The organism is Rhodococcus sp. RD6.2 (assembly GCF_001040705.1).
In the GTDB taxonomy this organism is placed as follows: Bacteria; Actinomycetota; Actinomycetes; order Mycobacteriales; family Mycobacteriaceae; genus Rhodococcus_G.
Map to the genome: position 1 here is coordinate 705,973 of NZ_CVQP01000006.1, position 12,916 is coordinate 718,888.

Genomic DNA, 12,916 nt, shown 5'->3' on the forward strand with positions numbered 1-12,916 from the left:
CGCCCTGGGTCAGCTGGTGACGTCCTTGCGGGCGAACATGATCCACGCCGCGACCGCGAACGCCGTTCCGTAGGCGAGCGCGGAGAACGAGCCGATCACCGCGTCGTGCCAGTCGATCGTCGGCGCGAGGAAACGTGTCCACGCGAACGAGAAGTGCCCGGGGAGGTAGTCGCGCCAGTGGTCGAGCGCGGTGATCTGGTCGAGGATCTGCACGAGGATCGACGCCATCACCGTGCCGCCGACGGCGCCGAGTGGGGCGTCGGTGAGCACCGACAGCAGCAGCGCCAGGCCCGCCACCCAGATCAGGTTCACGGCAATGTAGGTGAGCGCCAGCGTGAGTCGGCCGATCGCGTCGCCGTAGCCGAGCGAATCGCCGAACGGTGTCACGAGCGGTTCGGCGCCGTAGGCCACCGTGCCCACCGCCAACGCGACGGTCACCAGAAGCACGAGCGCGGCCACCGACAGCGTTGCCGACACGATCGCCTTCTGCTGTAGCAGCCGAGTACGGGGCACCGGAATCGCGAGCAGATATCGGAGCGAAGACCAGGATGCCTCGCTGGCGACGGAGTCGCCGAAGAAGAGGGCGACCACCACGATCAGCAGGAACCCGACGGACATCAGCAGGGTGAAGACCGTGAAGTTCACCCCGCCCCGCGTCGCGAGTTCGATCAGGTCGGCGGTACCGGATTCCGCACCACCGCCGCCGATCGCGAAGGCCGCGACGAGGATCAGCGGCAACGCCGTCACGAACGCCAGCGCGACCTGTGTTCGGCGCCGCTTGCACTGCCGAACCAGTTCGGTTCGCAGCGGCAGGGTCCGGCGCGCGCGGTATCCGGCGGCCCGGCCGTCCGCGGGAATCGTCGACTCGCCCGTCACGGCCCTTCTCCTTCCCGATCGGTTGCCGATTCCCGATGATCGGCAGTGTGGACCAGTCGCAGGAACACCTCTTCGAGCCGCGTTGTGCGAGCGACCTGCCGAACGGCGACACCCGCCTCGACGAGGACGCGCACCATCGCCGCGGGGTCGGTGTCGCCGAGATCCACGCGGATGTGCTCGTCACCCAGGCGGTGCACGGCCACCGCGGTGGCGTCGTTGAGGGCGGCCTCCGCGGCCGCGGCATCGTCGACGCGGACATCGGTGGTGCCCTGAGCGGACGTGAACTCCTCGACGGTTCCCGATGCGATCACCCATCCGTGATTCATCACCACGACCGCCGTGCAGGTCTGTTCGACCTCGGCGAGTAGATGGCTCGACACGAGGACGGTCCGGCCGTCGCGGGCGTAGTCCACGAGTACCTTGCGCATCGTGGCGATCTGCGGCGGGTCGAGGCCGTTCGTCGGCTCGTCGAGCACCAGCAGGTCCGGGAGCCCCAGCATGGCCTGGGCGAGCGCGAGACGCTGGCGCATGCCCTGGCTGTACGACCGGACCTTGCGGTGCACCGCGTCGCCGAGGTCGGCGATGGCGAGAGCCTCGTCCATCCGTGACTCGGCCGTGGGCCTGCCCGTGGACTGCCAGTACAGGCGCAGATTGTCGAGTCCGCTCAGGTGCGGGAGCAGGCCGGACCCCTCGACGAACGATCCGAGCCGGGACAGGACCGGCGCGCCCGGCGTCACGCGGTGTCCGAACACCCGAATTTCGCCGTCGGTCGGGGTGATCAAGCCCATCAGCATCCGTAGGGTCGTGGTCTTTCCCGCCCCGTTGGGGCCGAGGAGTCCCATCACCTCACCGCGTCGCACCGTGAAGTCGACGCCGTCGACCGCACGGAACCCGTTGGCGTAGGACTTACGGAGGCCGGTCACCACGAGTGGGGTGTCGACGAGGTTCGGGTCGGCGTCGACGACGGCGCGGCGTCGCGATCGCAGCACGCCGATCCCGATCAGCGCCGCCACGGCGACCGCGATCGCGCCGATCCCCACGCGTGGCGCCAGCGGCAGCGCGCGGGTCGACGACGTGGCGTCGACGCGGGGCACCGCGAGCGTGGTGTCCGCGAGGGCGATCGTGAAGCGGGCGGGCGTCAGCGGCGTCGCGTACGCCTGATCGGTCGTGGTGACCGCGAGCTCGAGGTGGTGGCCCTCGGTGACCTGGTAGGCGACGGCCGGCAGGCTGATGGTCAGCGGAATCGATTGTCCAGGAAGGGTGTCCGCGATTCTGACTGCGGACACCGCGCCGCCGGGAAGGAGGTGGCGTCCCTGGGGTGTGACGTCGTAGAGCTTGGCGTACAGCACCGCGTCGCCCGCGGCGGCCGTCGTCGTGACGGTGAGGGAGACCGTGGATGTGCCCGTGATGGTGAGTGCGTCGCGTAGCGGCTCGGTGGCGAACCGGGCGGTTTGCCCCGGAGGATCCGAGACGAGGTCGGTCGCCACACCCGCGGCTCCGATGAGGTTCGCCGCGGCGCCCAGTCCCGGGACGGACGAGATCGCTGCCGGTGTCGCGCCGGGGGGCCGATCCACGGTTTGCGGGGGACCGGACAGAGTCAATCGCGCGCGGGGTGTGGCCTCGGAGGTCGGTGTCAGGCCGGGGTAGTCGGGTGCGGTTCTGCGCCGATAGGACGGGTTGTCGCCTCCGGTCGCGCCGGGAACGGTGAAGACGAACGGCGTGCTCTGGTCGGGGTCGCCGGCGGCGGAGGGCAGCTGGTCCGAGTGCAATTGCTCGGCGAGGAACCGTGCGGCGGCGGACCTGCTGCCGTCCGAATCGCCGCCGGAGTCGTGACCGGCGGGGAACCAGCGCATCCGAACCGGGGTGCCTGTCGCGGCGATCTGGCGGGCCGTCGCGTCGGCCTGGTCCAGGCCGAAGAGGGTGTCCTGTTCGCCCTGCAACAGGAGGGTCGGCGCGGTGATTCGATCCGCGACCGACACGGGGGAGTGTGACCGGAGCAGGTCGAGCAGTTCCGGTGTGGGCGTTCCCGTTTCGGCGGCGGGAGCGTAGGCGAGGCAGATCGCCGGATCGAACCGGCCGCACGGTCCGGAATCGGTACCCGCAGCGTCGGCGCCCGACACCCCGGCGCCGAAGAAGATTCCCGCCCACCCGCGTTTGAGGACGCCGGGACCCGAGTACCCCGCGGCCGCGGGTGAGGGTGCGGGCGGCGCGGCACCATAGTTGGGAAACAGGGCCTGGCCCAGGTCGTTCCAGGTGATCGCGGCAGCAACCGCGTCCACCCGGGGATCGGTCCCGGCGAGCATCAACGACAACGCACCGCCGTACGACGCACCCGTGACTCCGACCCGGGGATCGCCCTCCGCATCCAGCGTCACCTCGGGACGGCCGGCCAGCCAGTCGACAAGCGCACGGGCGTCGGCGATCTCGCGGTCGGGATCGTTCAGGGAGATGGTGCCCGTGCTGGATCCGAACCCCCGCGCGCTGTACGTGAGGACGACGAATCCGTCGGCAGCGAGGGCGTTCGCCTGCGCCTCGAGGGTGTCCTTGGAGCCGCCGAAACCGTGCGCGAGCAGGACGGCGGGTGCGGGCGTCCGCTGCGGTAGGTGGAGGCGGGCGTCGATCTGCACCCGGGCGTCCGTTCCGGGAGACTCCGCGACCGGCAGTGTGACGTCCTGCGTGACGACTCCGGTGTCCTCGGACGAACCCGACAGCGTCGTACCCACACCGACGGTCACGACCGCGACCGTCGCCGCCACGACTGCGGCGGCGAGTCTGCGGGGGCGGCGGACGCGCATGAGATCCAATCCTGCCAGACACAGCCGCTGTGGCTTGGCGCGCAATTCCCCCGCACGAGACGGGTATCCGACTAGGGTTGCCACGAGTGGCCGGGCATCCAACGGGGTTGGGTGCCATGCCAGGCAGGACAGTTGCGCCGACACCGGCGTGTGAGAAACCGGAGGAAGAATGAGTGCCTACCGCACCATCGTTGTGGGGACCGATGGCTCGGATTCGTCGCTGAAAGCGGTGGACAAGGCTGCGGCACTGGCCAGCGATGCCGGAGCGAAGCTCGTCATCGCGTGCGCCTACTACCCGGCGGACCCCAAGGACATCGAATCCGCACAGGACGCCCTGCGTGAGGATGCCTACCAGATCACCGGATCCGCACCCACGGACGAGATCCTGCGGACCGCCCGGGAGCGGGCACACGCGGTCGGCCCGGTCAACGTCGTCGAGCGTGCCATCGTCGGCGCGCCGGTGGATTCGCTGCTGACACTGGTCGACGAAGTCGAAGCCGATCTGCTCGTCATCGGCAACCGGGGTCTGAACACCCTCACCGGGCGGCTCCTCGGTTCGGTTCCGTCCGACGCCGCACGCAAGTCCACCTGCGACGTCCTGATCGTCCACACGGTGCGCTGAACCTCTGCCGGTGTCGACATTCGCATGTCGACACCGGCAGGTTCGCGCTCTACCCCTCCTGGGTCAATTTCGAGAGGACGTCCGGCAGCGGTTCGCAGTGGACGACGCCGAGGCGTTGCGTAGCGCGGGTCAGTGCCACGTAGAGGTCGTTCAACCCGCGAGGTGAGTCGCCGACGATGTCGGCAGGTTCTACTACGAGCACCGAATCGAACTCCAGACCCTTCGCCTCACGAACCGACAACACGCTCACCGACTCGCCGTGCAGATCCCGGTAGTCGGCGACGGAGTCCTCGCTCGTGATCACCGCGACCAGGCCAGGGCCGCTCTCGGCAGCGACACACTTGCGCACGTGCGCAGCCACATCGGCAGGCGCGACCCGGCGCGCCCACGGCATCGTTCCGGAGTCGCGCACCGATCGCGGAACCGACTGGTTCGGATCGATCGCCGCGAGGACGTCCTGCGCCACTGCCATGATCTCCGACGGCGTGCGGTAGTTCACCGTCAGTTCCGTCAGCTTCCAGCGGTTTGCGACATACGGTTCGAGTACCGACTTCCAGGACGAGCTGCCGGCCGGGTCACCCGTCTGTGCGGTGTCTCCCACCAGGGTGATCCACCGATTCGGGATGCGCCGCATCAGCATTCGCCACGCCATCTCCGAGAGTTCCTGCGCCTCGTCGACGATCACGTGCCCGAAGGTCCACGTCCGGTCGGCGGCGGCTCGCTCGGCCGCGGTCAGCTGCTGACGCATCTCGTGCCGCTGCGCCAGCTGGCTCGCGTCGACGAGGTCGTAGGCCATGAGGATCTCGGGATCGAGCTCGTCCTCGAGATCCTGCGGCGCGGATCCGGTGAGGATGTCCAGTGCGCCCTGCGCGTCCTCGATCTGCGCCCGCCACTCCCGGTCCGCTCGATCACGTTCCGCGGCGTCGTCCACTCCGAGAAGCTCGGCCAGTTCGTCGAGCAGGGGTGCGTCTGCCGCGCTGAATCCGGTGTGACGATCCCGGTACAGCAGCTTTCGCTGTTCGGGTGTGAGCTGCGGCGCCGCCGCCTCGAGCCGCTCGGGCGACTGCAGCAGGTCGGTGAGCACCTGCTGCGGGGTCAACCGCGGCCAGTGCTCGTTGATCGCGGACATCAGGGTGGCATCCTGGCGCATCTCGTCGCGGATGTCAGCGACGTCGTCCCGACTGAGCAGGTTCGAGCCGCCGAGCACGTTGGCGCCGAGGTTCGCGGCGAACTGGTCGGCCAATGCCTCCACCGCCGCGGACACGAACAGCGGACGCGCGAGGTTGTGCGGGCGGCGCGACGAGCGGGCCCGGCCCCTGGCCCGCGTGACGATCCGTCGGTCGAGTGTGACGGTGTAGGTGTCGAAGGGGACTGTCACCGGCTTCGTCGGAACCGACTGCCTGTCCCGTACCGCCGTCTTGAGGACCTCGACCATGTCGAGTGACCCCTTGATCTCGCCGGTGTCCAGTGAATCCTGTTGTGTGGCAGTCACACCCGGGTACATGTCGCCGACCGTGGACAGCAGGACGCCCGTTTCGCCCAGTGACGGCAGCACCTGGCCGATGTAGTCGAGGAACGTGGCGTTCGGCCCGACGATCAGTACGCCCGACTTCGCCAGTTGCTGCCGGTACGTGTAGAGCAGGTACGCGGCACGGTGCAGGGCGACGGCGGTCTTCCCCGTTCCCGGCCCACCCTGAACCACCATCACGGACTTGTGGTTCGACCGGATGATCGCATCCTGCTCCGACTGGATGGTCTCGACGATGTCGGCCATGTGTCCGGTTCGGGCCGCGTTCAGCGCAGTGAGCAGTGCGCTCTCACCCGCGACGCTGCTCGCGTCCCCCGCGACACCGGCGCGTTGTGCGGCCTCGAGGTCGAGGTACTCGTCACCGATGCCGGTCACCTTGCGGCTCCGCGTCCGGATGTGCCTGCGCCGCGTCACCCCCTCGGGAGACGCCGTGGTCGCCAGGTAGAACGGGCGCGCGAGCGGCGCGCGCCAGTCCAACAGGAGCGGTTCGTAGTCGTGGTCCTCGTCGAGGATGCCGACCCGGCCGACGTAGCGGCGGGCGTCGCCTTCCGCCGCGCCCGGCTCGAGCGCGTCGGGGTCGAGGTCGATCCGACCGAAGCACAGGCCGTTCTCCGCGGCGTCGTACTTGGCGATGTCCTCGGTGTACATCTGCGTGAACGACTCACGCTCGCTGCGAGCCTGCGGGGTTCCCCCGGTGTTCAGGAGCACGGCAGCCAGCCGGGACTGCGCGTACCGGCGAAGCCCGTCGAGACGGTCGTACAGCAGCGTCACGTACTGCTGCTCGTGCTCCCGCTCGTCGGTGGTTGTGCTGTCGGGGCCGGTGGCTGCCTCGTCGGGCAAGTGATACTCCTCGGCGAAATCGTCAGGGCGAAAAGTGCCCAGCGAGTCTAGTCGCCGTCGTCGGCCGGTGCGGAAGCGCCTGATCCCGGAGATGCGAAACGCCATCGGGTCTGACTGAAGGGACCCTTCCCGAACCCGAACCCGGTCACGGGGGCCACCCGATACACCCGAGCCAGTCCGCCGCCGCCCTTGAACCCCCCGGCGGTCACCTCGAAGCGCCACTGTCTCCCGTACTTCGCGACGTAGGCGTCCGCGAGGCGATGCAACAGGTCGTTGTCGGACACGATCGCCGCGGTGCCTTCGAGGACCATGTCGAATCCCTGCGCGTACACGTTCGCGCCGGTGGTCACGGCGACGGCCGGATTCCCGTCCAGATTCGCGGCCTTGCGCTCGCCCGCTCCCGTGCAGAAGTGCCAGGCGTCGTCGAGCCAGATACCGATGAGGGGAGTGACGTGTGGACGGCCGTCGGGTCGAACTGTGCTGAGCCAGTAGATCTCGGCGTCCCGGACCAGGTCGCGAGCCCATTCCCAGCTGACCGGGAATGCGCCCGGTTCGCTGTAACGCTCGTCCAACTCTGTGATCGGGTCGGTCATCGCACGCCCCTCTCCTCTGCCACGCGGCGCGTGGCCTGGTCAGGTCACCAGCCGCGCTCCTGCCACTCGGCGAGGAACGGGCGTTCGTCGCCGAGTGTCGTGTCCCGGCCGTGTCCGGGATAGACGACGGTGTCGTCCGGGAATCGTTCGAACAATTTCGTGGTCACATCGCGGTAGAGCGAGTCGAACATCTGGGGGTCGGCGGTCTTGCCGACGCCGCCGGGGAACAGGGAGTCCCCGGTGAACAGGTGAACCTGACCGGTGGCGGGGTCGGTGAGGGCGAGCGCGATCGAGCCCTCGGTGTGACCGGAGAGGTGAATGACCTCGAGTGCGAGTCTGCCCACCTCCACCAGGTCACCGTCGGTGACGGTGAGCTTGGGAACAACGGGAAGGGCGGGCGCGTCGAGCGGATGCGCGATGGTGGGTGCGCCGGTCGCGGCCGCGATCTCCGCCAGCGCGAGCCAGTGGTCGGGGTGCTGGTGCGTCGTGACGATCGACCCGAGATGCGGGGCCGCGGTCTCGATCAGTCCGCGCAGCCGATCCGCCTCGTTCGCCGCATCGATCAGCAACGATTCCCCCGTGCCCGAGTCGACGACGAGGTAGGCGTTGTTGTCCATCGGGCCGACCGAGATCTTCATGATCGTCGCGTCCGCGATGGTCCGTCGCTGCGGATCGCCGCCCTGGGTGAGTACACCGGTGTAGTGGTCGTCGATTCGCATCTGCTGCCGGTCCATGAGGGGAGGCTACCGTCGCGGCGGGCACCGTGACGGGTCGACGGCGCTCTCGTGGCGAAAACGTGTCGGACCCTCGGCCTACGATGGATGGCGGCCGAGAACTCCGAACCGGCGAACACGGGACCGGCGGTGTGGCGCGAGAAAGGACAGCGTGTGGCGGACCGCCTGATCGTGCAAGGGGCGCGTGAGCACAACCTTCGGGGAATCGACATCGACCTCCCCCGGGACAGCCTGATCGTCTTCACCGGATTGTCGGGGTCGGGTAAGTCGTCGCTCGCCTTCGACACCATCTTCGCGGAGGGGCAGCGCCGGTACGTCGAGTCCCTGTCCGCCTACGCGCGGCAGTTCCTGGGCCAGATGGACAAGCCCGACGTCGACTTCATCGAGGGCCTGTCGCCCGCGGTGTCGATCGACCAGAAGTCGACGAACCGCAATCCTCGATCCACCGTCGGCACCATCACCGAGGTGTACGACTATCTGCGCCTTCTCTACGCTCGCGCCGGCACACCGCACTGTCCGACCTGCGGGGAGCGGATTGCGAAGCAGTCGCCCCAGCAGATCGTCGATCAGGTCCTCGCGATGGAGGAGGGAACCCGGTTCCAGGTTCTGGCGCCGGTGGTCCGCACCCGCAAGGGCGAGTTCGTCGACCTGTTCGAGCAGCTCAACACCCAGGGGTACGCGCGCGTCCGCATCGACGGGGTGGTGCACCAGCTCACCGACCCGCCGAAGCTGAAGAAGCAGGAGAAGCACGACATCGAGGTCGTGGTCGACCGTCTGACGGTGAAGGCGAGTTCGAAGCAACGCCTGACCGATTCGGTGGAGACCGCACTACGACTGGCCGACGGCATCGTCGTCCTCGACTTCGTCGACCGTGACGACGACGCACCCGACCGGGAACGGCGTTTCTCGGAGAACCTGGCCTGCCCGAACGGGCATCCGCTCTCGATCGACGACCTGGAGCCGCGCTCCTTCTCGTTCAACTCGCCGTACGGTGCGTGCCCGGAGTGCACCGGCCTCGGGATGCGCAAGGAGGTCGACCCCGACCTGGTGGTGCCGGACCCGGAGCTGAGCCTCGCGGATGGCGCGATCGCGCCGTGGTCGATGGGGCAGACCTCCGAGTACTTCGGTCGCCTGCTGTCGGGACTTGCGGACGCGATGGGATTCGACGTCGACGCACCGTGGCGGGAGTTGCCCGCAAAGGCGCGCCGTGCCGTCCTCGAGGGCAGTGAGCACCAGGTCCACGTCAAGTACAAGAACCGCTACGGGCGAACCCGCTCCTACTACGCGGAGTTCGAAGGAGTCATGCCGTTCCTGCATCGCAGGCTCGAGCAGACCGAATCCGAGCAGATGAAGGAACGGTACGACGGGTACATGCGGGACGTGCCGTGCCCGGCCTGTCAGGGGGCACGTCTTCGTCCCGAGATCCTGTCGGTGACGATCGAGGCAGGGGAGTACGGGGAGAAGTCGATCGCGGACGTCGCGGAGTTGTCGATCGCCGAGTGCGCCCGGTTCCTCGACTCGCTCACCCTGGGAAAACGTGAGGAGGCGATTGCCGGGCAGGTCCTCAAGGAGGTGCAAGCCCGTCTCGGCTTCCTGCTGGACGTCGGTCTCGAATACCTGTCGCTGTCGCGGGCTGCGGGCACCCTGTCCGGTGGCGAGGCGCAACGCATCCGGCTGGCCACCCAGATCGGTTCCGGGCTGGTCGGGGTCCTCTACGTCCTGGACGAGCCGTCGATCGGTCTGCACCAGCGCGACAACAGGCGCCTGATCGAGACGCTCACGCGACTCCGCGACCTCGGCAACACGCTGATCGTGGTCGAGCACGACGAGGACACCATCCGCGCGTCGGACTGGGTCGTCGACATCGGCCCACTCGCGGGCGAGCACGGCGGTCAGGTCGTGCACAGCGGCCCGTATGCCGAGCTGCTGACGTGCGAGGAGTCGCTCACGGGCGCCTACCTGTCCGGCCGTTCCGTGATCGAGGTGCCGTTGGTGCGCCGCGCCGTGGACAAGAAGCGGCAGGTCACGGTCGTCGGGGCGAAGGAGCACAACCTCAAGGGCATCGACGTCAGCTTCCCGTTGGGGGTTCTGACCGCGGTGACGGGTGTGTCGGGGTCGGGGAAGTCGACGCTCGTCAACGACATCCTGGCGACGGTGATGGCGAACAAGCTCAACGGGGCCCGGCAGGTTCCCGGCAGGCACACTCGGATCAACGGCCTGGACCAGCTGGACAAGCTGGTACAGGTGGACCAGTCACCGATCGGCAGGACGCCGCGCTCCAACGCGGCGACGTACACCGGTGTGTTCGACAAGATCCGCACCCTGTTCGCCCAGACGACGGAAGCCAAGGTCCGCGGCTACCAACCTGGCCGGTTCTCCTTCAACGTCAAGGGTGGGCGCTGCGAGGCGTGCTCCGGTGACGGCACTCTGAAGATCGAGATGAACTTCCTGCCGGACGTGTACGTGCCGTGCGAGGTGTGCCACGGCGCCCGGTACAACCGGGAGACCCTCGAGGTGCACTACAAGGGCAAGACGATCGCCGAAGTGCTGGACATGTCGATCGAGGAGGCCTCGGAGTTCTTCGAGCCGATCACCTCGATTCACCGCTACCTCGAGACCCTGGTCCGGGTCGGTCTCGGCTACGTCCGTCTGGGTCAGCCGGCACCGACCCTCTCCGGTGGCGAGGCGCAGCGCGTCAAACTCGCAGCCGAGCTGCAGAAACGGTCGACCGGCCGTACCGTCTATATCCTCGACGAGCCGACCACCGGCCTGCATTTCGAGGACATCCGGAAGTTGCTCGGTGTGGTGAACGGCCTCGTCGACAAGGGCAACACGGTCATCGTGATCGAACACAACCTCGACGTCATCAAGACGGCCGACTGGATCGTGGACATGGGGCCGGAAGGTGGCTCCGGCGGAGGAACCGTTGTTGCGCACGGCGTCCCGGAGGAGGTCGCGGCGGTTCCGGAGAGCTACACGGGACGGTTCCTGCGTGAGGTCCTCGACGCGGCACCGGTGGCAGCCCCGGCCCCGGCGAAGCGGAAGCGCGCGCCACGCAAGGCTACCGCGAAGGTGTGAACCGTCGAGGTGTGGAGCCGACGGACCCCGGACTTCGTCGCATTGCAGGGTGCGTCATGAGAAATGCCGGGGCCGCGTGATCGCGGCCCCGGCACTTCGGGTGCTCGAGATGAACTAGACGGTGCCGGTGCCGGTGCCGGGGTCGGTGCCCATGCTCGATCCGCCCGCGAGGAGCGAGTTCACGATGTTTGCGATGGATCCGAACAGGCCGTCGATGTCGCCGGGGTTGACCATGGAATCTCCTTGGTGATGGTGTGCTGATCCGACCGTCGCGCGCGGACGACGGGCCGGCTTGTGTGCCGGAATCGATCAGCAACCGCGTCCCCGTTTGGCTCGACGGGTACCCGACGGCGGTTGTGGTGACGATCCCCCTGATCGCAGTGACCGCGTGTCTCCGTGCGGCGCCACCACTGCATTCGCGGACCTTTGTACACGACGGTCCGGCTCGGCCGTCCCCGTTTCAGCGAAACCAAATCGACATCAGAAAGTGATATCGATCACCTTTCGAGTGGGTGCTCAGTACACCGGACCGGTGTACTTTTCGCCGGGCCCCTTCCCGGGTTCGTCGGGATGCGCCGATGCTTCACGGAAGGCGCGCTGCAGCGCCTGGAGGCCGTCGCGGATCGGGCCCGCGTGGGGGCCGAGGTACTCGACCGACGCGGTGACCAGGCCTGCAAGTGCCGTGATGACGCGCCGGGCCTCGTCGAGATCCAGGTGAGCGCTCTCGCTCGGATCCTCCGCCGACAGTCCCAGCTTCTCCGCTGCGGAGCTCATGAGCATGACCGCCGCCCGGCTGATCACCTCGACTGCGGGGACCTCGGCCAGTTCACGAACCTCTGCGGTGTCGTCCTGCCCTGCATGCGATGCGTCTGTCATGGCTGCTAGACTTCCATATACGACCGCCCCCGACGACGTTGGGGGCAGCAAGTGGAGTCCGACTCCCACCGTAGTTCCGTGAAGTCAATTCGCAGGTCAACGGTTCCGGTCGCCCGGGTTTCGAGCCCGCCGCCTCCCTGAGGTGGGTAGCTCGTCCGGGTCCCCTCAAGGGGAGTTGGCGGCATGAGTCCGTCGACTGGTCGGTCGACATCGGACCCCGACTGGAGATTCTCCAGCGGGGTTCTTTTGTTGGGGACATTGGGCAGGCGGGCTGCCGGCGGTCATGACGACCACGCCGCACTACCGAGGAGGCCCCATCAGCACTGAGACTCGCATCAACGAGCGCATCCGCGTACCCGAGGTTCGACTTGTCGGACCGGGTGGTGAGCAGGTTGGCATCGTGCGTGTTGAAGATGCACTCCGCTTGGCGCAGGACGCGGACCTCGATCTCGTCGAGGTCGCTCCCGACGCGCGTCCGCCGGTGTGCAAGATCATGGACTACGGCAAGTTCAAGTACGAGGCCGCGCAGAAGGCGCGCGAATCGCGCAAGAACCAGCAGCAGACCGTGATCAAGGAGCAGAAGCTCCGCCCGAAGATCGACGACCACGATTACGAGACGAAGAAGCGCAACGTCGTTCGCTTCCTCGAGGCCGGATCCAAGGTCAAGGTCACCATCATGTTCCGTGGCCGTGAGCAGTCCCGCCCCGAGCTGGGTTTCCGGCTCCTGCAGCGTCTCGGCGCCGATGTCGCCGACCTCGGTTTCATCGAGACGTCCGCAAAGCAGGACGGCCGCAACATGACGATGGTGCTGGCACCGCACAAGGGCGCCAAGACCCGAGTCAAGGCGCAGGAGCAGGCACAGCAGCGCGTCGCACGGCCCGCAGCGGCCGCACCGGCGCCCGCGCCCGAGGCTCCTGCAGCCCCGGAGGCCGTCGCACCGCAGACCCCCGACACGCCTGCGGTCTGACCAAGAC

Annotated in this window: 9 protein-coding genes; 3 read left to right on the plus strand and 6 right to left on the minus strand. The window is 68.0% G+C overall.

Annotated elements, in window-relative coordinates; translation table 11 throughout:
- Positions 1-9: 9 nt before the first annotated feature.
- Together RHCRD62_RS13540 and RHCRD62_RS13545 are read right to left on the minus strand one after the other, a co-directional pair.
- Positions 10-876: an ABC transporter permease gene (locus tag RHCRD62_RS13540; protein WP_084734245.1), complete on the minus strand. Its 867-nt coding sequence runs from the start codon at positions 874-876 to the stop codon at positions 10-12.
- Positions 873-3,671, minus strand: a complete 2,799-nt coding sequence (locus tag RHCRD62_RS13545; protein WP_050065167.1) for an alpha/beta fold hydrolase — start codon at positions 3,669-3,671, stop codon at positions 873-875. The genes RHCRD62_RS13540 and RHCRD62_RS13545 overlap by 4 nt, the downstream gene beginning before the upstream one ends.
- 169 nt (positions 3,672-3,840) lie before the next feature.
- Between RHCRD62_RS13545 and RHCRD62_RS13550 the strand changes: the two genes are divergently transcribed.
- A complete protein-coding gene (locus RHCRD62_RS13550) occupies positions 3,841-4,293 on the plus strand; it encodes a universal stress protein (protein WP_050065168.1) in 453 nt (150 codons plus the stop codon).
- A gap of 49 nt (positions 4,294-4,342) precedes the next feature.
- Here RHCRD62_RS13550 and RHCRD62_RS13555 read toward each other — a convergent pair whose 3' ends face one another.
- Genes RHCRD62_RS13555 through RHCRD62_RS13565 form a run of 3 tightly spaced genes read right to left on the minus strand, consistent with a single transcriptional unit; the run spans position 4,343 to position 7,988 of the window.
- Positions 4,343-6,661, minus strand: coding sequence for a HelD family protein (locus tag RHCRD62_RS13555; RefSeq protein WP_050065169.1), 2,319 nt, complete (start codon positions 6,659-6,661; stop codon positions 4,343-4,345).
- Positions 6,662-6,708: 47 nt separating this feature from the next.
- On the minus strand, positions 6,709-7,254 hold the full coding sequence (locus RHCRD62_RS13560; protein WP_050065170.1) for a pyridoxamine 5'-phosphate oxidase family protein: 546 nt from the start codon (positions 7,252-7,254) through the stop codon (positions 6,709-6,711).
- Positions 7,255-7,298: 44 nt separating this feature from the next.
- Positions 7,299-7,988, minus strand: a complete 690-nt coding sequence (locus RHCRD62_RS13565) for an MBL fold metallo-hydrolase (protein WP_050065171.1) — start codon at positions 7,986-7,988, stop codon at positions 7,299-7,301.
- A gap of 153 nt (positions 7,989-8,141) precedes the next feature.
- Between RHCRD62_RS13565 and uvrA the strand changes: the two genes are divergently transcribed.
- Positions 8,142-11,066, plus strand: a complete 2,925-nt coding sequence (uvrA, locus tag RHCRD62_RS13570; RefSeq protein WP_050065302.1) for an excinuclease ABC subunit UvrA — start codon at positions 8,142-8,144, stop codon at positions 11,064-11,066.
- Between the two features lie 516 nt (positions 11,067-11,582).
- On the opposite strand, the gene RHCRD62_RS13575 is transcribed toward uvrA, so the two are convergent.
- Entirely contained in the window at positions 11,583-11,942 is a 360-nt protein-coding gene (locus RHCRD62_RS13575; protein WP_050065172.1) for a DUF1844 domain-containing protein, read from the minus strand.
- A gap of 283 nt (positions 11,943-12,225) precedes the next feature.
- Here RHCRD62_RS13575 and infC point away from each other — a divergent pair, with 283 nt between their 5' ends.
- A complete protein-coding gene (gene infC / locus RHCRD62_RS13580) occupies positions 12,226-12,909 on the plus strand; it encodes a translation initiation factor IF-3 (protein ID WP_050065173.1) in 684 nt (227 codons plus the stop codon).
- Positions 12,910-12,916: the final 7 nt, after the last annotated feature.

What these genes read in the sequence shown, in the direction of transcription:
- RHCRD62_RS13550 (WP_050065168.1), top strand. Translation starts at nt 3,841, where the DNA reads ATGAGTGCCTACCGCACCATCGTTGTGGGGACCGATGGCTCGGATTCG.
- RHCRD62_RS13575 (WP_050065172.1), bottom strand. Translation starts at nt 11,942, where the DNA reads ATGACAGACGCATCGCATGCAGGGCAGGACGACACCGCAGAGGTTCGT.
- RHCRD62_RS13565 (WP_050065171.1), bottom strand. Translation starts at nt 7,988, where the DNA reads ATGGACCGGCAGCAGATGCGAATCGACGACCACTACACCGGTGTACTC.
- infC (WP_050065173.1), top strand. Translation starts at nt 12,226, where the DNA reads ATGACGACCACGCCGCACTACCGAGGAGGCCCCATCAGCACTGAGACT.
- RHCRD62_RS13545 (WP_050065167.1), bottom strand. Translation starts at nt 3,671, where the DNA reads ATGCGCGTCCGCCGCCCCCGCAGACTCGCCGCCGCAGTCGTGGCGGCG.
- RHCRD62_RS13560 (WP_050065170.1), bottom strand. Translation starts at nt 7,254, where the DNA reads ATGACCGACCCGATCACAGAGTTGGACGAGCGTTACAGCGAACCGGGC.